Below are 19,918 nucleotides of genomic sequence, written 5' to 3'. Positions count from 1 at the left end.
TGCGCCGCTCAGCCATTCTGGGCGGCACTAATGTTTGCGCGAATCCAGCTCTGCTCCTATGAGAAAAAGGCCCCCTACTCACAGTCTGAGTAGGGGGCAGAGTACACTCGCTTAGTCCTGGATAACAATACGCCTCGACTCCCACCATGCTTGCGAGGGTCGGAGCAGCTCAGTCTGTTGCGTTTGTTGATACAGCAAGGCAATGAGCATCTTCACTGGCACGGACAATGTTGCGAGATCACTTTCTTCGATCTGAGCTTCCGCTGCCGATGACGATGCGCATACCAATCTCAACGTCTTTTCCAGCCTTTCTTCTAATGGAGGGGGAGCCTCAAGGAAGTCCGACGCATTGAGTCTGCCTGCAAGCACAAATCCAGCGACTGGAGGTACGCCCAGGTAAGCCGCGAATGCTCTCAAGTGCTTATCGCTAACCTGCTCCATTGGTTTATCACCCCTCATGAGCTCTGACAGATAGCTCTGGCTGATTCCCACTTGCTTGGCGACGTATGACGTGCCGTGCGATCTCTCATGCATGGCCGCACGTAGTGCCAGCCTCAGGTGATGCCCCTTTTTTTCTATTTCCTTTCTCATATTGATTGCCTATTTTGTAATCGGGCACATGCCCAATCACGTATAGGTCGCATTGGCGCCTATCCTTCAGACGCCAATAGCGTGATTCTGCCGCCTCAGGCGATAGCTTCACCACATCAGGCACCGAAAAGTACGCTCCAAGCTTTTTGTCATGGAGTGTCTGATGACCGATTTTCACCCAAAAGCGTTTGATACTGATTGCCTGAGCGAGTCAGCAAAACGAATCCTTCGTACTTTGATCTTGTTGGGCATTCAGCGAGGTACCGGGGGGATTCTTACTGTGTCTATTGAGACGCTGAGTGCTGCCGCTGGCCTCGACCAGTTGGAGAGATCTGCCTCTTCTATTCAGGCTCTGCTGGCCGAGTGCTCGAAGGCGCTTACGTTGCTCAACCCTAATGATGGCGATGGCGAGGAGGCCCCTGAAGCCAGTTGTCCAGTATTTCTGGCTGTTCGGCTCATCGATGACCAGGTCTTTTTTGAATTGGATCGGCCGGTCTACGGCCTTTCAATGCGCGATTTGGACGACCTATTGCCCATGCAGCCGCTTAGTTAGTCTGGCGGGTGGCCGCAAGGTATGTCGCTAGCCCCGCAGGGGTTATGACGGAAGGTAGTCGCATCATCCGTAAGTACGGTGCCCGTCAGAGAAGATTCACACTCAGGTCCGAAGCAGTAGTAGCCGCTTCGGGCTTTTCCATTTCTCGGTTGGGAAGAGGCGTTGGCCAACCGATTCCCACTCACCTGAGCGCGGCGTTACTCTGCATTCTCGCTCAGTGTCGCAACCAGGCGCTCAATGTCACTGCGTCGCCAAGCCGAGGCCCGAGGGCCTATCTTCACTGGCGCCGGATACCGGCCTGCCTGGATACCTACGTACCAGGTCGCCCTGGAAACGGGGATGATCGCCAGTACATCACGGATGCGCAAAAAAGATTCTGTTGTATGCATTACTCACTTCCTTCCCCAAATGTGAAGCCGAAAGATTTTCCTCGATACCTTTATGTATTCCTCTACCAAACGATAGGGGAGCATCGTTGGGTCCGGTGGCGTCCTCTGACGTCCGGCTGAGTATAGGAAGGCAAGGGTAGGATGATGGGGGCAATTGTGGAGAAAGTGCGTCAGTGCCCGAAAGATGCTTGTCCGGGTAAGCAACTGCTTGCGTAGCGAGTAGAGGGTGCGTACCAGGTGAGATGCAATCGAAACTCGCAACCTGGGTGCAGGAATTTGCAAAGGCAAGAATACTGTGCACAGGGCTGTACACAAGCAAAATCTGAGAACAGCGGGAATCTAGCCAGACAGTGAGTGTTGTCTGGAAATTGCCTTGAGAATCAAGGGTTTATTTAAGTGGTGCCCGGGGCCGGAATCGAACCGGCACGCCTTGCGGCGGGGGATTTTGAGTCCCCTGCGTCTACCAATTTCACCACCCGGGCAGGCTGGTCGCGGAGCCGTCCAGGCGACGGTCGCGGGTAAAGCGAAGACCGCGATTATATGCGGTCTGGGGAAAATTGTCAGGCAAGGGGCCGGCGCGGGGCGCGCCGGCCCGCGTGCTTACTTCTTTTCCGGCAGGAACCAGTTCATGACCAGCGCGCAGATGCCGCCGGTGGCCACGCCCGATTCCAGCACGCTTTTCACGGCGTGCGGCAGGTGCGACAGGATTTCCGGCACCTGCGACACGCCCAGGCCCAGGGCCAGCGACACGGCGATGATCAGCAGGGCGCGGCGGTCCAGGTGGATGCCGGCCAGGATGTTGATGCCCGAGGCGGCCACGGCGCCGAACATGACCATGGCGGCGCCGCCCAGCACGGGTTCGGGCACGGCCTGCAGCACGCCGGCGACGGCGGGGAACAGGCCCAGCAGGATCAGCATGCCGGCGATCCACACGCCGACGTGGCGGCTGGCGATGCCGGTCAGCTGGATGACGCCGTTGTTCTGGGCGAAGACCGAGCTGGGGAAGGTGTTGAAGACGCCGGCCAGCAGCGAGTTGGCGCCGTTGACCAGCACGCCGCCCTTGATGCGCTGCATCCACAGCGGGCCTTCGACCGGCTGCTTGGACACCTTGCTGGTGGCGGTGACGTCGCCGATGGCTTCGAGCGAGGTGACCAGGTAGATGATCAGCATCGGCACGAACAGCGCCCACGAGAAGCCCAGGCCGAAGTGCAGCGGCATCGGCACCTGGAACAGGGCGGCTTCGCGCGCGCCGGTGAAGTCCAGGCGGCCCATGTAGGCGGCGGCGATGTAGCCGACAGCCAGCGCCAGCACCAGCGCGGTGCTGCGGATCCACACCACCGGCACGCGGTTCAGCAGGATGATGGTGCCCAGCACCAGGCCCGACAGCGTCAGGTTCTCGGCGCTGGCGAAGGTGCCGTTGGCCATGGCGCCGTAGCCGCCGCCCATGCTGATGAGGCCGACCTTGATCAGCGTCAGGCCGATCAGCAGCACGACGATGCCGGTGACCAGCGGGGTGATGAGGCGCTTGACAAAGGGCAGGATGCGGCTGATGCCCATTTCGACGAAGGAGCCGGCGATGACGACGCCGAAGATCGCGGCCATCACGGCCTCGACCGGCGTGCCCTGCTTGACCATGACCGAGCCGCCGGCGATCAGCGGGCCGACGAAGTTGAAGCTGGTGCCTTGCACGATCAAGAGGCCCGCGCCCAGCGGACCGAAGCGCTTGCACTGCACGTAGGTGGCGATGCCGGAGATGACCAGCGACATTGACACGATCAGGGTGGTGTCGCGGCTGCTCACGCCCAGGGCCTGGCAGATCAGCAGGCCGGGGGTGACGATGGGCACCAGGATGGCCAGCAGGTGCTGCAGGGCGGCGACGAAGGCGACGGGGGCGGCGGGACGGTCGTCGGGGCCGTAGACCAGGTCGTGGCGGGGTTCGGCGTCGTCGGACGCGCCGTGGGAGGCAGGTTGGGTCAGGGAGGCGGGTTGCATGGCAGGGAGCCGGCCGGGGAGGGGTAGGGGAGGAAAGTGCGGCATTTTAGCGGGGAAGGCCCTCGGGCGCAGCGCGTCTGCCTGGGGCGGCGGCAGGGGGCTTGATAGAATCTTGGTCCGCCAACCAGGGGCCGCCGGCCCGGGAATCGATGCACAAGCGCACCCGAGGAATCCTGATCGTCCTGGTCTTGTTGACGGCCATCCTGCCGATGCTGCTGCTGTTCTGGCTGATTGATGGCGGCGACGATTTCGCGGCGATCGACCATGGCGAGTCCTACGGCAGCAGTATCTACAAGCGCTACCAGGGCGAGGTCTACGCGGCCGTGCCCAGCAACGGCTATTACCGGATGCGCGAGGCGGACCCGGCGGGTTTCGAGACCTTCGACACGGGCCGCTACGACGGCCGGCAGGCGGCGCGTGACGGCCGCCACGTGTATTGCGGCAACCTGGTGCTGCCGGGCATGCGGCCCGCATCGACGCGCTATCTGGGCAACAGTTATTTCAGCGACGGCTCGGCCACCTACTTTTGCGACTTCGCCTCCGAGCGCAATCTCGAACTGGGCCGGCTGGATGAACTCTGGCAGCGGATCCTGTACCGCGCCGGCAAGGGCGACAAGCCGCAGACCTACCTGTATCCGTTCCTGGCCCTGCCGGCCAGCGCGCAACCCTACCGGCCGCTGCTCGATCGCCAGTTGGCCACCGACGGCGCCCGCGTCTTTTACGAAGGCCGCGCAATGCCGCAGGCGGATCCGGCGCGGTTGCGTCGTATCGCCGCGATCCAGCGCGGCGAGACGCGGCCGGGCAACGACTTCTTTGCCGATGGCCGCCGGGTCTATTACCGCGAGACGCCGCTGCCGCTGTCGGACGATCCGGCGCTCTACACCTTCATGGTCGGCAATCTCCACAATCAGCCCTATCTGTTCGATCCGCGCGACGGCATGGTGTACCTGGGCGCGCTGGCCTTCGACCCGGCGCATGCGCCGTACCGGCTGCTGGACGAGGCCGGCGGCCATGTGCTCCATGCGCTGTTCGCCAGCAAGGATGGCGTCTATTTCTACAACAGCGAAAAGCGCGCGGTGGAGCGGGCGGGCGACGATCCGTTCGCGGCGGGCGGCTTCACGGCGCTGTCGCCCTACGTGTTCCGGGACGGCCGCCAGGTGCTGTTCTTCCAGAGCAAGGAAGTCTGGAACCGCTCGCGCGGGGGCGGCGGCCTGCTGTCCCGGTCCACCCTGATCCTGCGGCTCAAGGATGCGCCGGCGGGGCCATGGGCCAAGCTGGGCGATGTCTATCACGGCTTCGGTTCGGTCTGGCGCAATGGTGACGCGCTCTATTACCTGGACGAACTGGGGGCGACCCAACTGATCCACAGCCCGATATATCGCATCCTGGATCCGGCCGCGGCGGATTTCCTGCTGCGCTCCCAGGAGACCCGGCAGATCAAGGCGGATGACATCCGCAAGCTGGTGCGCGGCGGCAAGCTGGCGGCGCCCGAATCCGACGCGGTGCTGGAGGCCAAGACGCGTTATCGCAGCGGCATCTGGTCCCTTTTTGATTGAGGCCGGGGCGGCGGTCTGGGCTTGTTTGCGCGCGCGCGGCGGGGCGGGAGCCGTGGCCTTGTTGCCGGGCTGAGCGCGCTTTGGCCGCTTTCGCCCGTTTTCCCGCCGGGCGACTCCGCGCCGGTCGGCCGCACCGCGCGCCGGGCAGGCGCCAGGACGGCCGCCGCATCCCTGCGGGCCTTGAAATATTTCAGATGGCCCCCATCACAACAGGGTTTCCCGGAAAACGCCTGGGCCATGTGCCCCGCGGTCCGGCTTCCTTTTGTCCCTAATTTTCCGACTTTTCATACAACGATGAGCCAGAACGCCACGTCCGAAACCCTGGGATTCCAGGCCGAGGTGAAGCAACTGCTGCACCTGATGATCCATTCGCTGTACAGCAACAAGGAAATCTTCCTGCGCGAGCTGGTGTCGAACGCATCCGACGCCTGCGACAAGCTGCGCTTCGAGGCCATCGACAACCCGGCGCTGCTGGAAGGCGATGGCGAGCTGGCCATCACCGTCAGCTATGACAAGGATGCGCGCACGATCACCATCTCCGACAACGGCATCGGCCTGTCGCGCGAAGAGGCCGTGGCCAACCTGGGCACCATCGCCCGTTCCGGCACGCGCGAGTTCTTCTCGCAGCTGACCGGCGACAAGCAGAAGGATGCGCAACTGATCGGCCAGTTCGGCGTGGGCTTCTATTCCTCGTTCATCGTGGCCGACAAGGTCACGGTGGTCAGCCGCCGCGCCGGCGCCACCGACGCCATCCGCTGGGAGTCCGACGGCCAGGGCGAATTCACCATCGCCGCCGCCGACAAGGCCACGCGCGGCACCGACGTCACGCTGCACCTGCGCGCCGACGAAGACGAGCTGCTCAACGGCTGGAAGCTGCGCGAGATCCTGCGCCGCTACTCCGACCACATCTCGCTGCCGATCCGCATGGCCAAGGAAGAGTGGGATTCGGAAAAGGGCGAGCAGGTCAAGAAGGACGAACTCGAAACGGTCAACCAGGCCAACGCGCTGTGGGCCCGCAACAAGGCGGATGTGACCGAGGAACAGTACCGCGAGTTCTACAAGACGGTGTCGCACGACTACGACGACCCGCTCGCCTGGACCCACAACCGCGTCGAAGGCCGCAGCGAATACACCCAGCTGCTGTACGTGCCCAAGCACGCGCCGATGGACCTGTGGGACCGTGACGGCCGCCGCGGCGTCAAGCTGTACGTCAAGCGTGTCTTCATCATGGACGACGCCGACCAGCTGCTGCCGTCGTACCTGCGCTTCGTGCGCGGCGTGATCGACTCGGCCGACCTGCCGCTGAACGTGTCGCGCGAGATCCTGCAGGAAAGCCGCGACGTGCGCGCCATCCGCGAAGGTTCGGCCAAGCGCATCCTGTCGCTGCTGGAAGACCTGGCCGAGAACAAGCCGGAAGACTACGCCACGTTCTGGTCGGAATTCGGCCAGGTGCTCAAGGAAGGCGCGGGCGAAGACCACGCCAACCTGGAACGCATCGCCAGGCTGATGCGCTTTGCCTCGACGCACACCGGCGACCAGGCCCAGACCGTGTCGTTCGCCGACTACGTGGGCCGCATGAAGGAAGGCCAGGACAAGATCTACTACGTCACGGCCGACACCTTCGCCGCCGCCAGCAACAGCCCGCACCTGGAGATCTTCCGCAAGAAGGGCATCGAGGTGCTGCTGCTGTCCGACCGCGTCGACGAATGGATGCTGTCGTACCTGCGTGAGTTCGACGGCAAGTCGCTGGTCTCGGTGGCCAAGGGCGGCCTCGACCTGGCCGAGCTGGCCGACGAGGAAGAAAAGAAGCACCAGGCCGAAGTGGCCGAGGACTTCAAGCCGCTGGTCGAGCGCCTGCAGAAGACCCTGGAAGACCAGGTCAAGGAAGTGCGCGTCACGCTGCGCCTGGTGGATTCGCCGGCGTGCGTGGTGGTGGGCCAGAACGAACTCAGCCCGCACCTGCTGCGCATGCTGAAGGCCGCCGGCCAGGAAGCGCCCAACGTCAAGCCGATGCTGGAAATCAACCCGGAACACCCGCTGCTGGCCCGCATCCGCGCCGCCGACGACGGCGAGTTCGACCAGTGGGCCCGCCTGCTGCTCGATCAGGCCCTGCTGGCCGAAGGCGCGCAGATCGCCGACCCGGCGGCGTTTGTGAAGCGGCTGAATGCGCTGCTGCTGAAGTAAGCGCGGCGGTACGAAGGCAGGAAAAGGGCGCCCGCGAGGGCGCCTTTTCATTGGCCAGGACGGGACTTCCCGTACGGTAATTCGGAGAGTCCCATGCCCTCGCCACCTTCCGCCGATGCGGCGGCCACCGTCATCCACACCTCTGCCGAACTCGGTGAACTGGTGAAGGAGGTGCGCCGCGCGCAAGGGTTGCTGCAAACAGACCTGGCCGGCTTGTCCGGCACCGGCAATCGCTTCGTGGTGGACCTGGAGCGGGGCAAGCCGACGCTGCAGTTGCAGAAGGTGCTCGACATGCTGGACCTGCTGGGCCTGGAAGTGCGGGTTGGTCCCAAGCGCGTGGGCCGGCCATGAGCATCGACGCGCTCGATCTTTACCAGGCGGATCGCAAGGTCGGCCGCCTGTTCGACGAACGGCCCCTGCGTTTCGTCTATGACGACGCCTGGCTGGGATGGCCCGCGGCGCATGCCATCGCGCAATTTCGCGTTCACCGTGGGGGGCGAGTCCAGGCCCGGCCACATCGGCCGCGGACACCTGGATGCCATGGCCCGGGAGCTGGGCTTCAGTCCCCGCTATGTCGCTGGCGTGGCGCAGGCGCTGGTGACGGCACTGCCGCCGGCGCTGGAAACGGTGCAGGCCGACCTGGCGCGGCAGGCTACGGCGGGGACGGAAAGCACGCTGATCGAGCGTCTGGGCCAGTGGATCCGGGCCAATACCCGCAAACTCGCCAAGCGCTGGGAATTGCCGGGCTGATCCTGCCCGCTTCCTGGAAACCCCACGTCATTCATGACTCCAGGTCAAAAGTCTTTCCCCGTTTTGTCGCTTTTTCCGTAAGGGTATACCCGTCATACTGGCCGCCTGTCTTCCGATCAGACGCGCCCCATGCGCCCGGCCTTTGCCGCGACGCCTCTGGATTCCCTGGTCGGCGCATCCAACCAAGGAACCCGTATGTCCTCCCATGAAACCCCGCCGGTGAAAGCCGGCCTGCCCTTGCTGGCATTGGCCGTCGGCGCCTTCGGCATCGGCGTCACCGAATTCTCGCCCATGGGCCTGCTGCCCGTGATCGCCGACGGCGTGGGGGTATCCATCCCCAGCGCCGGGATGCTGATCAGCGCGTATGCGATCGGCGTGATGGTCGGCGCGCCGCTGATGACGCTGGCGCTGTCGCGCTGGTCGCGCCGCAAGGCGTTGATCGTGCTGATGGCGATCTTCACGCTCGGCAACCTGTTGTCGGCGCTGTCGCCCAACTACACCACGCTGCTGCTGGCGCGTCTGGTGACCAGCCTGAACCATGGCGCCTTCTTCGGTCTGGGCTCGCTGGTGGCCGCCAGCGTGGTGCCGCGCCACAAGCAGGCCAGCGCGGTGGCAACCATGTTCCTGGGGCTGACCATCGCCAACGTCGGCGGCGTGCCGGCGGCGACCTGGCTGGGCCAGGTGATCGGCTGGCGCATGTCGTTCGCCGCGACCTCGGTGCTCGGCCTGGTGGCGATGCTGTCACTGTGGTTCGCGCTGCCGGCGGGCGAAGCCGGGCGGCGCCCGGACATCCGTCACGAACTGGCGGTGCTCAAGACCCCGGTGGTGCTGGTGGCGCTGTTGACCACCGTGCTGGGCGCGGGCGCGATGTTCACGCTGTACACCTACGTGGCGCCGACGCTGGCCGAACTGACCGGCGCGTCGCCCCACTTCGTGACCGCGATGCTGGTGCTGATCGGCATCGGCTTCACCGTCGGCAACACCGCCGGCGGCCGCTTCGCTGACCGCTCGCTGGATGGCAGCCTGATCGCCTTCCTGGTGCTGGTGATCGCCGATCTGCTGGCGTTCCCGTGGCTGGCGCAGACCCCGGTGGGCGCCGCGATCGGCCTGTTGATCTTCGGCTTCGGCACCTTCGCCGTGGTGCCGCCCCTGCAGATGCGCGTGATGCGCGCCGCTACCGACGCGCCCGGTCTGGCCTCGTCGGTGAACGTGGGCGCGTTCAACCTGGGCAATGCGGTAGGCGCGGCCGCCGGTGGCGGCGTGATCTCGGCCGGGATGGGCTATGCCGCGGTGCCGATTGCGGGCGCAATCATCGCCGCGGCGGGGCTTGTGCTGGTGCTGTGGCAGCGCGCCGCCAACCAGCGCCAGCGCAAGCTGGCGGTGCAGGGCTGCTGAGCGTGAAGCGGGGCGACATCGCGATTCGTCCCGTCAGAACTCGAACGTCGCGCCCAGCTCGTAGGTGCGACCCGGCGCCAGCAGCACCTGGCTGGTGGCGCGGCCGCCGTAGTAGGCGTAGAGCTTGTCGGTCAGGTTGCGCACGCGGAAGGTGATCAGCGCCGGCCGGATGCGGTAGCTGATCGCCGCGTCCACCGTGGTGTGGCTGTTGATGCGGATCTGGTTGGCGTTGTCGGTGTAGATCTTGCCGGTGTGGTTCAGGCCGACGAACAGGTCCATCGGCACCTCCTTCAAGCGGTAGGTGGCGTACAGGTTGGCGACTCGCTCGGGCACGTTGGGCGGGGTGTTGCCCACGCGCGAGGTGCCGTCGGCCTCGGTCAGTGAATCGAAGCGTGCGTTCAGCGCGGCGACGTTGCCTGACAGGGTCAGCTGCGGCGTGATGCGCCAGTCGGCCGACAGTTCCACGCCGCGCGAAGACTGGCGGCCGTTGTTGACCGTCACGCGCGGGTCGTTGGCGTCGCGCGTCAGCACGTTCTCCAGTTTGATGTGATAGACCGCCGCGGTCCATTCGACGTCGCCCAGGCTCTGCTTGAAGCCGGCCTCCCATTGTTCTCCCTTGGCCAGGGGGAACGAGGCGTTGGACTGCGACAGCAGGAACAGCGAGCCGACCGGGATGGTGGCGTTGGTGTATTGCGCGTAGACCGAGGACGCCGGCGTCAGGTCATACACCGTGCCCAGGCGCATGGAGTTGGCGCCGTAGCGGGTGCCGAAGGCGGTGTGGGTGCCGGCGTTCAGGTCGGTGATGCTGCGCTCGACGCGGATGCGGTCGTAGCGGTAGCCGCCCACCACGGTCCAGCGATCGGTCAGCTTGAGCGAGTCTTCCAGGAACAGCGCGGCGCCGCGCACGTCGGTGGTGTAGTCGGTGCGGTTGCCGGCGCCGCTCATCAGGGCGGGGTCGTCGTTGTAGTAGCCCACGTCCGGGTTCCACAGCGACACGCGCAGGGCGTCGGCGGTGCTGGCGGCCCGGTTCGAGAAGCGCCGTTCGCTGTCCAGGGTGGTCTTGCTGAGTTCCCCGCCGATGACGAACTTGTTCGACAGGCCGCCGAGGGTGCCGTTGTGGGTCGCGTCGAAGCGGTCGATCAGGTAGCGCTGGTGGTGCGTGATGATGGTCTGGTCGCGGTTGATCGAGCCGGGCGCACTGAAGGTGGCCGACTCCGAGTTCTTCCACAGCCGGTCGACCTTGTTCATTGCCAGCTCATTGCGCAGCGTCCACGATGGCGTCAGCTGGTGGGTAACCCGTGCCCGCACCCAATAGGCCTCGGCCTCGTTGCGATCGTCGAGCACGTTGTAGTTCTTGCCGGCCAGCGCGCGGTCCAGGACGCGGCCATCGGGCGTGCTGACCACGCCGGTGGGGTCCTTGGCCAGTTCGCGCGGAATCAGCGGCGTGCCCCAATAGGCATGGCCGGTGTCGCGCGAGTAGTCGAACGACAGGTCCAGGCGGGTGGCGGGCGCGACGTCAAAAGCCACGCCGGTGGTCAGGTGGTCCAGCTTGTTGCTGTTGCGGGCGATGGTGCCGACGCGGCTGTCGTTGTGGCTGTAGTCGATGCGGTAGGCGCCGGTCTCGCCGAAATTGTCGCCCAGGCCAATGCCGGTGCGCGTGCTGCCATAGCTGCCATACGAGAACATTGCTTCGCGCGAGGGGTTGTCGCGGTCGGGGCGCTTGGTCTGGAAGTTGACGATGCCGCCGATGGCGCTGTCGCCCTGCAGCACCGAGGCCGGGCCTTTCAGGACCTCGATGCGCTCGTAGTTCCAGGTGTCCTCGACCCGGTTGGTCGAGCCGGCGCCCGACATGCGCAGGCCGTCGTACAGATACAGGATGTCGGTGAAGCCGCGCGAGGTCAACGTGGTGGGCGAGGACGGCGGGCCGCCGCCGGCCAGCCCGGTGGCGCCGCGCAGCGCTTCGCTGAGGGTGGCGGCGCCGCGTTCGCGCATGGCCTGCTGCGACACGATCTCGACCGAGGCGGGCGTTTCGCGCAGGGTCAGGCCCAGGCGCGAGGCGCTGCTGCTGCGGCTGTCCAGATGCAGGCTGTCCGCGTCGCTGGCGGCCTCCACGCGGATGCTGGGCAGTTCGGCCTCGCGCGCCTGGGCCTCTTGGGCCTGGACGTTGGGCACGGCGGTGCAAGCCGCGAGCGCGGCGGTGGATACGACTCTTCTCATGACGCTTTCCCGAAACTCGATGGGGGTGAAAAACCTGTGTCTAGACCACGCGATAGCGGCGCAGGCGCCAGCCGGCCAGCGCCAGCAGCAGCGCGGCGGGCGCCAGCAGCTGCAGCAGGGCGCGCAGGGCACGGCCGCGGACGGCGGCGGGGTCCTCTTCCTGCCACTGGAAGACCGGCATGCCGGGGAAGTCCTCGGGCGTGATGGCGCGGCTGGCCTCGATGCGGGGCAGGAAGAAATCCTTCCAGGCCCGGTGATAGGCATCGATCTGACGCATGAAGTGCGCGTGGCGGCGCTGCCCCGTGCCCGCCAGCGCGGTGATGCCTTCATAGGCCACCGCCGCCGGCGACAGCACGCTGTACCGGGCGACCAGCGCCTGCTGGCGCGCCATCTGCGCGTCGAAGCGATCCAGCTCGGGTTGCATCGCCGCGTCCACCTGGCGCTCGACCCGCGCATGGCCCAGCGGGCGGCCGGTGATTTCCAGGTGGCCGTCGCGCGGGATCAGCGCGTCGGGTCTGTCCATGTGCCCATAGTCGGTCGACAGCAGGGCGGCGTTGTCGCGCATGGCCAGCGCCGTGGCCACGCGGGTGCGCGTGGCCAGCTCGGCGCGCGACGGCGCCGGACTGGCATAGGCCGCCACCAGGTTCAGGATCACCGGCACCACCAGCACCAGCAGGACCCAGCCGACCATCAGGATCATGGCGTTGGCGGCCGAGGACTTGCCGTAGGCATTGACCGCCACCACGGCCGCGAACCAGAACAGCGCGTAGGCGCCCACCAGCAGCGCCCACCACAGCGTGGCGCTGGCGGCCTGCAAGGCCTGGGGGCGGGCGATCAGCAGCGCCACCACCGGCAGCAGGACGGCCGCGCCGAGCAGCACCGCCGCGCGCAGGACGATCTTGCCGCTGACCAGCGTCAGCAGCGACAGCGGCTGCGACAGCAGCAGGCGCAGCGTGCCGTCTTCTTTTTCGCCGGACAGCAGGTTGTGACCGAGCGCGAAGATCAGCAGCGGCAGCAGGTAGACCACCACGAACGCCAGGTCAAAGTGTCCGCTGAGCAGGTGCCAGGGATTTTCGATGTCGTTGTTGTGGATGAAGTTGACCTTGCTGTCGTAGGTCACCTTGAACTGCGAAGGGAACAGGTCGGTCTGGCCCAGCGCCACGGGGGCCAGCGGCACGCTGGGCATGATGGCGTAGTGCGCGCCCAGGCCGCCGCCCATGTTGGCGGGGCTGGCCGGGTTGCCGAACGGCGTCGGGGTTTCGCTGCCGTCCATGATGCGCTTTAGCTGGGCCAGCTGGCTGGCGCGGTTCTGCGCATCGGCGCGCGCCAGCGCGGCCTGGGCCTCGTCGCGCAGCGAGGTCTGCAGCAGGCCGTTGAAGACGGCATAGCCCACCAGCAGCAGGAACAGCAGGCCGCACAGCCACAGCGCGCGCTCGCGCGTCAGCAGGCGGAGTTCGTGCCGCAGGACCATCCCGAAGCGGCGAAATTGCGTATCGTGCACCAGGGGTCTCCTACAGGGCGGTCTGGCGGGCCACGGCGCGCCAGGCAAAAAGCAGGCTCAGCAGCAGCGCGGCGCCCAGCATCAACAGGCTCAGGCGCGCCTGGTGCAAGGCCCAGCCGGCCTCGGGCGGCTGGTAGCGGAATGGCGGCACGCGGGCCCACAGCGACGGGCTGGCCTGATATGAGAAGTGCTGGTGTTCCAGCGTGTCGGCGTGCGCCACCAGGTCGGCGCTGACAATGTCCTGGATCACGCGGCGCTGTTGCTCGGCGGCGGTGGTGAAATCGCGGTGATGGGCGAAGTCGGTGCCGGCCATGGCGGCCGACAGCGCGCGCACCGCCAGCAGCGGCATGAGCCAGCCGGCCGATTCCTGCACGGTCTGCTGCCGTTCCCAGGTGTCCCACAGGCGGCCGAAATGGCGGTCGTAGACGGCATAGCTGGATTGGTCGTCCAGCTTGAGCGCCAGGCCCCATTTGTTCAGCGGCACGTCGCGGCTCCAGCGTTCGGTGGTGCCGAAGGCCTGCATCCAGACGCGGTCGGAGGTGGCCTTGAGGTCGTCCTGCAAGGCCTGGTTGAATTCGAGGCGCGTGGGGCTGGGATACAGGCCGCGCGACAGCTCGGCCATGACGCGCGGCGCGATGACGGTATTGGCGATCCACAGCGCCAGCAACACCGTGATCGCCACGCGCGACGAGCGCGCCGTCGCCGACACCCCCAGCGTGACGAAGATGAAGGCCGCCAGGTACATCGCATAGCCACCCGCCAGGACGCCGAACCGCAGCAGCGCGTCGAGCCGTCCTCCCGCCAGCCACACCACGGCAATGGCGACCAGCGCGGCGGGCGCCAGCAGCAGGCCGAGGCTCATGGCCAGGGCCGTGGCCTTGCCCCACAGCAGCCGCCAGGGCGCGACGCCCAGGCTCAGGGTCTGGCGCAGGATGCCTTGCTCGCGTTCGCCCGAAAATGCGTTGAAGCCCAGCACGATCACCAGCAGCGGTCCCAGCGCCTGCAGGATCCACGCCGCGGACAGGTCGCCGAAGCGTTGCAGTCCCGTGGCATCCTGCGCCGGCCGGAATTTGACTTCGCTCTGCCGGTGCGCTTGCAGCCACACCGTGCTGCCGATGTACGGATTGATGCCGGGGTCCAGCAGCGCCAGCGTGGTGTCCGGCTTGAAGACGTGCATGCCCTGGTGCGCGGCGTCGTGCGGGTGGCGCGCGCCCTGGCGCAGCCAGTCGCTGTAGTCGGTGTTCTGGGCGGCCGCCTGTTCGGCCCGCGCTTCCTGCTGATGCAGGTAGCCGACGGCCAGGGCTGTCATCAACAGCACCGCGACGATGCCGCCGGCCCAGTAGAGCCGGCCGTCGCGCAGGCGTTCGCGCAGGTCCTTGAGAGCGATCAGGAGGATCATGCCTCTGTCCTCATGTGCGTCAGGTAGAGGGCCTGCAGGTCGAGGTCGCCGAGCTGGCGGGCGTCCAGGTTTTCGACCAGGCGCCCGCGTTTCATGATGCCGATGCGGGTGGCGGTCTGGCGCGCATGGAACAGGTCGTGCGTGGTGGCGAGAATGGCGACGCCGCGCTCGGCGGCGCGTTGCAGCAGGCGCGTGAACTCCGCGGCGGCGGAGGGATCCAGGCCCGAGGTCGGCTCATCGAGCAGCAGCGCGCGGGCATTCTTGGCCAGCGCCACGGCGATCCACACCTTCTGGCGCATGCCCTTGGAATAGGCGGCCACCCGCTTGTCCGCGGCGGCCTGGTCCAGTCCGACCTCGGCCAGCAGTTCCAGCAGCCGGGCCCGTGGCGGCGCTTCCCCCAGCGCCAGCGCCGCGAAGTAGCGCAGGTTTTCCAGCCCGGTCAGGGTGCCGTACAGATTGACCTGTTCCGGGATGTACGCCACGTGGCGCTTGCTGGCCAGCGGCTCGCGCGCCACGTCCAGCCCATGGATCAGGGCCTGGCCGCCGTCGGGCGCGATGAAGTTCAGGAACAGGTTGATGGTGGTGGTCTTGCCGGCGCCATTGGCGCCCAGCAGGCAATAGATTTCGCCAGGCTCGATGCGCAGGTTCAGCGGGTGGAGGGCGATCTGGTCGCCGTAGCGTTTGGTCAGGCCGATGGCTTCGAGCACTGCAAATCCTTCTTCGTCCGAAGATGCCGGAAATTCAAGGGAGGGGGTGGGGGAGCGGGGGCGCCGGCGCGGGGCTTCCGATCCATTGGGAATTTCTATCGTTGGGGATGATATAACATAACGTGATTATATTGCCATTCCTCGCGCGGAACTCTGGCAAAAACAACGACCCAAAGCAGAAGGGCGCCCACGTGGGCGCCCTTCGTCATTGCGGCAGCGGTGCGCGCCGGTCAGGCCTCGATCCGCTCCACCTTGCCCACCAGCAGGATGTACGACAGCGCGCCCAGCAGCGCCAGCGACGACACATACACGATGGCCGGCGCGAAGCTGTCCTTCGACACCAGGAAGCCGATCACGATCGGCGTGCAGATCGACGACAGGTTGCCCACGAAGTTGAACACCCCGCCGGTCAGCCCCAGCAGCCGCACCGGCGCCAGCGCCGACACCAGCGACCAGGTGATCGACGCCAGGCCGTTGCCGAAAAACGCCACCGCCAGGAAGAAGATCACCCATGGCGTCGAGTCGGTGAAGTTGGCGCCGATCATCGACGTCGAGATCAGCAGCCCCAGGATGATCGGCAGCTTGCGCGCCAGGCCCACGGTGGCGCCGCGGCGGATCAGGAAGTCCGACAGCACCCCCGAGCACAGCACGCCGATGAACGCCGCCAGGAACGGCACCGACGCCAGGAAGCCCGACTTGATGAAGTCCATGCCGCGGTACTTCACCAGATAGGTGGGGAACCACGTCAGGAAGAACCACAGCGTCGAGGTCAGGCAGAACTGGCCCAGGTACACGCCCCACAGCTTGCGCTGGCTCATCACCAGGCCCAGGTCGTTCCAGTTGAAGGGGGCCTTCTTCTCGGTCACACGCTTGTCCAGGTCCACGACGCCGCCGCCTTGCTGGATCAGCTCGATTTCGGCCGCATTGGCGCCCTTGAACTGACGCGGTTCACGGTAGATCAGGTACCACAGCACGCCCCAGACGATGCCCAGCAGGCCGGTGCTGACGAACACCATGTGCCAGCCGTAGTGATGCTGCAGCCAGGCCAGCACCGGCGTCAGGAACGCCAGGCCGACGAACTGGCCCGAGGTGTAGAAGCCGATGGCGGTGGCCCGTTCCTTTTCCGGAAACCAGGTCGTGACGACGCGGTTGTTGATCGGATAGGCGGGCGCTTCCAGCGCGCCCACGGCCAGGCGCAGCACGAACAGGATCACGAAACTGCCGGCAAACCCCATGAAGAACGTCGCCGCCGACCACAGGATCAGCGCGGCCGCGTACAGCACGCGCGGCGACACGCGGTCCACCAGCCAGCCGCCGGGGATCTGCATGGCGGCGTAGGTCCAGCCGAAGGCCGACAGGATCAGGCCTTCGTGCACCGTGTCCAGGCCGAACTCGTCCTTGAGCGCGGGCGCGGCGATGGACAGGTTGCTGCGGTCCAGGTAGTTGATGACGACGGTGATGAACAGCATCACCATGATGAGATAGCGGCTGCGCGTCGGCCGCTGGGCGCTTTGCAGGCCCGGGTGGGTGGCGGTGGTCAAGGGGGTCTCCTCTTTCGCTTTTTTCTACCGGCTTACCACTCGGCGAAGCTGCCGTCGGCGTGGCGCCAGATGGGGTTGCGCCAGCGATGGCCCACCGCCGCGCGTTCTTTCACGTATTCCTCGTTGACCTCGATGCCCAGGCCGGGGCCCTGCGGAATCGCGACCATGCCGTTCTCGTAGGCGAACACTTCGCGGTTGCTGACGTAGTCCAGCAAGTCGTTGGCGGCGTTGTAGTGGATGCCCAGGCTCTGTTCCTGGATGAAGGCGTTGTAGCAACCGGCGTCGATCTGCAGGCAGGTGGCCAGCGCGATCGGGCCCAGCGGGCAGTGCAGCGCCAGCGCCACGTCGTAGGCCTCGGCCATGGCGGCGATCTTGCGCGTTTCGGTGATGCCGCCGGCGTGCGACGGATCGGGCTGGATAATGTCGACGTAGCCGTCGGCCAGCACGCGCTTGAAGTCCCAGCGCGAGAACAGGCGCTCGCCCAGCGCGATCGGCGTGGACGTCAGCGGCGCCAGTTCCTTCAGCGCCTCGTAGTGTTCGCTCAGCACCGGCTCTTCGATGAACATCAGCTTGAACGGGTCCAGTTCCTTCATCAGCACCTTGGCCATCGGCTTGTGCACGCGGCCGTGGAAGTCGACGCCGATGCCGACGTTGGGGCCGACCGCATCGCGCACGGCGGCCACGTTCTCCAGGCACTTCTCGACCTTGTCGAACGAATCGATGTACTGCAGTTCCTCGGTGCCGTTCATCTTGACGGCCGTGAAGCCGCGCTCGACCGCGCCCTTGGCGGCCGCGGCGGTATCGGCCGGCCGGTCGCCGCCGATCCACGAATACACGCGGATGCGGTCACGCACGTTGCCGCCCAGCAGTTGCGACACCGGCACGCCCAGGTCCTTGCCCTTGATGTCCCACAGCGCCTGGTCGATGCCGGCCAGCGCGCTCATGTGGATGGCGCCGCCGCGGTAGAAGCCGCCGCGATACAGCACGGTCCAGTGGTCCTCGATGTTGCGCGGGTCTTTGCCGATCAGGTAGTCCGACAGTTCCTCGACGGCGGCGGCCACGGAATGAGCGCGGCCTTCCACCACGGGTTCACCCCAACCGACGATGCCGGCGTCGGTCTCGATCTTCAGGAAGCACCACCGCGGCGGCACGATGTAGGTAGTGAGCTTGGTGATCTTCATGCTTGGGTCTCCTGGGCGGGATAGGCGCGTTGCCAGGCGGCGATGAAAGCGCGCGCGTTCTGGCCGACTTCGGTGGCCGACAGGCCGGGTTTGTACAAGGCGGAGCCCAGGCCGAAGCCGCTGGCGCCCGCCTGCGCGTAAGTGGAAAGGTTGTCGGGGGTGATGCCGCCCACCGGCACCAGCGCGATCGGCGGGCGCATCACCGCGCGCCAGGCCTTGAGCACGGCCGGGCCGAGCTGTTCGGCAGGGAACATCTTGAGCACGTCGGCGCCGGCGGCCAGCGCGGCGAAGGCTTCGGTCGGCGTGGCCACGCCGGGGCACGAGGCCAGGCCGGCGGCCTTGGCCGCGCGCACCACGGCCAGGTCGCTGTGCGGCATGACGATCAGCTCGCCGCCGGCGTCCTTGATGCGGGCCACGTCATCGGGGTTCAGCACCGTGCCGGCGCCCACCAGGCAGTCGGCTGGCAGCGCGTCGCGCATGGCGCGGATGCTCGCCAGCGGTTCCGGCGAATTCAGCGGCACCTCGATCAGGCGAAAGCCCGCCTCGTACAGCGCTTGCGCGACGGGCACGGCCTCGGCGGGCGTGATGCCGCGCAGGATGGCGATCAGGCCGCAATGGGCCATGGCGGTTTGCAGTCCGGTATGGGTCATGATGTGGTCTCGGAAGAAGAGGGGACGGGCACCAGTCCGGCGGAAACCGCCAGGTGCCACAGGCCGCGTTCGGTGGCGTGTTGCGCCAGTCGCGGCGTGCCCAGGCCGTAGTGCCGCAGCGCCAGGATGTAGCGCTGGCACAGCGCGTCGTCGCCGCACACCACGATGCGCGGCAGCTCGCCCTGCAGCCGCAGCATGTCGGCCAGCGCGGAAATCTCATGGCCGATCAGCAGGCCCGACAGGTAATCGGCCTGCGACACGCCGGCCAGTTCGCCGGTCAGCCCCAGCGCGCGGGTGCTGAAGATCGTCGACAGCACGCCGGCGCGGCCGGCCGGCACGCCAGCCACCTTCAGGCCGCGCTCGAAGGCCGCCATGTCGGAGGTCGGCGCCTCGATCATGGTGCGGCCCAGGATGGTGTGGCCGCGCAGCGCGGCGTAAACCTCGCCGGTCATGAAGGTGTCGAAATGCGTGACCTGGCCGCGACGCGCGTTGACCCATTTCGAATGGGTGCCGGGCAAGCCGATCAGCACGCTGTCGGCGGGGTCGTCGGCCTGGTCGAACAGCACGCCGAAGACCTGCGTTTCTTCGCCGCGCATGACGTTGGGCAGGCCATGTCGCTGGATCAGGCCCGGCACGATGTGCACGGGCGTGGCGCCGTTGCGCTCGACGCGGGTCAGCAGGGTGCCGATGCGTTCAAGGTCCACCGGCACGTCCAGGTAGGCGGCTTCCCGCCAGCCTTGCGCGCTGCCGACCATGCCGCAAGCGATCACGGGAAGATGGGGCTCTGCCCGCAGCCAGTCGCCGCAGGCCTGCTCGAACGCCAGTTCGAAGCCCGATTGGCCGCTGGGCGTGGCCGCGCCGTCCTGCAAGGGTTGCGGCAGGCGCATGATGCCCCACGGCAGATGGCGGGTATCCAGCGTGCGGCCGGCGCCATCGAGGCGGTAGGCGCGCAACGAAGAGGTGCCCCAGTCCAGCGCTATGAGAGCCGCGCGGGCAGGCGATCCGGTTGTCATCAGAATCTGTCTCGTCTCGGGCCGGCGGCGCGCTGGGCGCGCGGGCGCGCGCATTCGCGGCGTACGCGGCAGTCAGGGGCTGGCCAGCCTTGTTGTCGTCAGGCCCGCGACGGCGCCGGGGCGGCGGCGGACGGGCTGGGAAAAATTCTAGATCAGCGCTTGAAAAATCTCAAAATATAGAATTAAATCCCATATATAGGGAAAAACAGCGAGTGGCAAAAATTCCCCATGCCGCGGCTTTGCGCAGCCAATCCGGCCGCTTGCCGCTTGCCGCTTGCCGCTTGCCGCTTGCCGCTTGC

General features: G+C 66.5%; 17 protein-coding genes and 1 tRNA gene. 6 read left to right on the top strand and 12 right to left on the bottom strand.

Going from position 1 to position 19,918, the window contains the following annotated elements:
• Positions 1-111: 111 nt before the first annotated feature.
• Positions 112-591, bottom strand: coding sequence for a helix-turn-helix domain-containing protein (locus tag AruCF_RS22925; RefSeq protein WP_080977499.1), 480 nt, complete (start codon positions 589-591; stop codon positions 112-114).
• Between the two features lie 163 nt (positions 592-754).
• On the opposite strand from AruCF_RS22925, the gene AruCF_RS22920 reads away from it, so the two are divergent.
• Entirely contained in the window at positions 755-1,144 is a 390-nt protein-coding gene (locus AruCF_RS22920; RefSeq protein ID WP_144419168.1) for a hypothetical protein, read from the top strand.
• 197 nt (positions 1,145-1,341) lie between these two features.
• Here AruCF_RS22920 and AruCF_RS22915 read toward each other — a convergent pair whose 3' ends face one another.
• From AruCF_RS22915 to AruCF_RS22905, 3 genes are all read right to left on the bottom strand, one after another.
• Positions 1,342-1,533, bottom strand: a complete 192-nt coding sequence (locus AruCF_RS22915; protein WP_080977498.1) for a helix-turn-helix transcriptional regulator — start codon at positions 1,531-1,533, stop codon at positions 1,342-1,344.
• 397 nt (positions 1,534-1,930) lie between these two features.
• Positions 1,931-2,015 (bottom strand) — tRNA-Leu (locus AruCF_RS22910).
• A gap of 118 nt (positions 2,016-2,133) precedes the next feature.
• Positions 2,134-3,525 (bottom strand): nucleobase:cation symporter-2 family protein, encoded by a 1,392-nt coding sequence (locus AruCF_RS22905; RefSeq protein ID WP_049076423.1) that lies wholly within the window; start codon positions 3,523-3,525, stop codon positions 2,134-2,136.
• 149 nt (positions 3,526-3,674) lie between these two features.
• Between AruCF_RS22905 and AruCF_RS22900 the strand changes: the two genes are divergently transcribed.
• The 5 genes from AruCF_RS22900 to AruCF_RS22880 all read left to right on the top strand — a co-directional run bounded on the left by AruCF_RS22900 (position 3,675) and on the right by AruCF_RS22880 (position 9,410).
• Entirely contained in the window at positions 3,675-5,081 is a 1,407-nt protein-coding gene (locus AruCF_RS22900; RefSeq protein ID WP_049076421.1) for a DKNYY domain-containing protein, read from the top strand.
• A 294-nt stretch (positions 5,082-5,375) separates the two neighbouring features.
• A complete protein-coding gene (gene htpG / locus AruCF_RS22895; RefSeq protein ID WP_049076419.1) occupies positions 5,376-7,265 on the top strand; it encodes a molecular chaperone HtpG in 1,890 nt (629 codons plus the stop codon).
• Positions 7,266-7,358: 93 nt separating this feature from the next.
• Entirely contained in the window at positions 7,359-7,616 is a 258-nt protein-coding gene (locus AruCF_RS22890) for a type II toxin-antitoxin system Y4mF family antitoxin (protein ID WP_049076418.1), read from the top strand.
• Positions 7,617-7,727: 111 nt separating this feature from the next.
• A complete protein-coding gene (locus AruCF_RS22885) occupies positions 7,728-8,015 on the top strand; it encodes a HipA domain-containing protein (protein ID WP_156524566.1) in 288 nt (95 codons plus the stop codon).
• A gap of 195 nt (positions 8,016-8,210) precedes the next feature.
• Positions 8,211-9,410 carry an MFS transporter gene (locus tag AruCF_RS22880; protein ID WP_049076414.1) on the top strand — a complete coding sequence of 400 codons (1,200 nt, stop codon included), beginning with the start codon at positions 8,211-8,213 and terminating at the stop codon, positions 9,408-9,410.
• 33 nt (positions 9,411-9,443) lie between these two features.
• Here the strand turns inward: AruCF_RS22880 and AruCF_RS22875 are convergent, their stop codons facing one another.
• The 8 genes from AruCF_RS22875 to AruCF_RS22840 all read right to left on the bottom strand — a co-directional run bounded on the left by AruCF_RS22875 (position 9,444) and on the right by AruCF_RS22840 (position 19,619).
• Positions 9,444-11,627, bottom strand: a complete 2,184-nt coding sequence (locus AruCF_RS22875) for a TonB-dependent receptor (protein WP_063568609.1) — start codon at positions 11,625-11,627, stop codon at positions 9,444-9,446.
• A 40-nt stretch (positions 11,628-11,667) separates the two neighbouring features.
• Positions 11,668-13,128 carry an ABC transporter permease subunit gene (locus AruCF_RS22870; protein ID WP_049076412.1) on the bottom strand — a complete coding sequence of 487 codons (1,461 nt, stop codon included), beginning with the start codon at positions 13,126-13,128 and terminating at the stop codon, positions 11,668-11,670.
• 10 nt (positions 13,129-13,138) lie between these two features.
• Positions 13,139-14,527: an ABC transporter permease subunit gene (locus tag AruCF_RS22865; protein WP_049076410.1), complete on the bottom strand. Its 1,389-nt coding sequence runs from the start codon at positions 14,525-14,527 to the stop codon at positions 13,139-13,141.
• Positions 14,524-15,234: an ABC transporter ATP-binding protein gene (locus AruCF_RS22860; protein ID WP_049076408.1), complete on the bottom strand. Its 711-nt coding sequence runs from the start codon at positions 15,232-15,234 to the stop codon at positions 14,524-14,526. The genes AruCF_RS22865 and AruCF_RS22860 overlap by 4 nt, the downstream gene beginning before the upstream one ends.
• Positions 15,235-15,464: 230 nt before the next feature.
• Complete coding sequence (locus tag AruCF_RS22855) at positions 15,465-16,775, bottom strand: MFS transporter (protein ID WP_049076406.1); 1,311 nt, start codon at positions 16,773-16,775, stop codon at positions 15,465-15,467.
• Between the two features lie 32 nt (positions 16,776-16,807).
• Positions 16,808-17,956 carry a galactonate dehydratase gene (gene dgoD, locus AruCF_RS22850; protein ID WP_006391563.1) on the bottom strand — a complete coding sequence of 383 codons (1,149 nt, stop codon included), beginning with the start codon at positions 17,954-17,956 and terminating at the stop codon, positions 16,808-16,810.
• The gene (locus AruCF_RS22845; RefSeq protein ID WP_049076405.1) at positions 17,953-18,606 is read right to left on the bottom strand and encodes a 2-dehydro-3-deoxy-6-phosphogalactonate aldolase; all 654 of its coding nucleotides are present in this window, start codon (positions 18,604-18,606) and stop codon (positions 17,953-17,955) included. Before AruCF_RS22845 ends, dgoD begins: the two co-directional genes overlap by 4 nt.
• Complete coding sequence (locus tag AruCF_RS22840) at positions 18,603-19,619, bottom strand: 2-dehydro-3-deoxygalactonokinase (RefSeq protein ID WP_049076402.1); 1,017 nt, start codon at positions 19,617-19,619, stop codon at positions 18,603-18,605. Before AruCF_RS22840 ends, AruCF_RS22845 begins: the two co-directional genes overlap by 4 nt.
• Positions 19,620-19,918: the final 299 nt, after the last annotated feature.

Origin of the sequence: Achromobacter ruhlandii (genome assembly GCF_002082135.1) — a bacterium.
GTDB lineage: Bacteria > Pseudomonadota > Gammaproteobacteria > Burkholderiales > Burkholderiaceae_B > Achromobacter > Achromobacter ruhlandii.
This window is presented reverse-complemented; position numbering and strand designations above follow the sequence as displayed.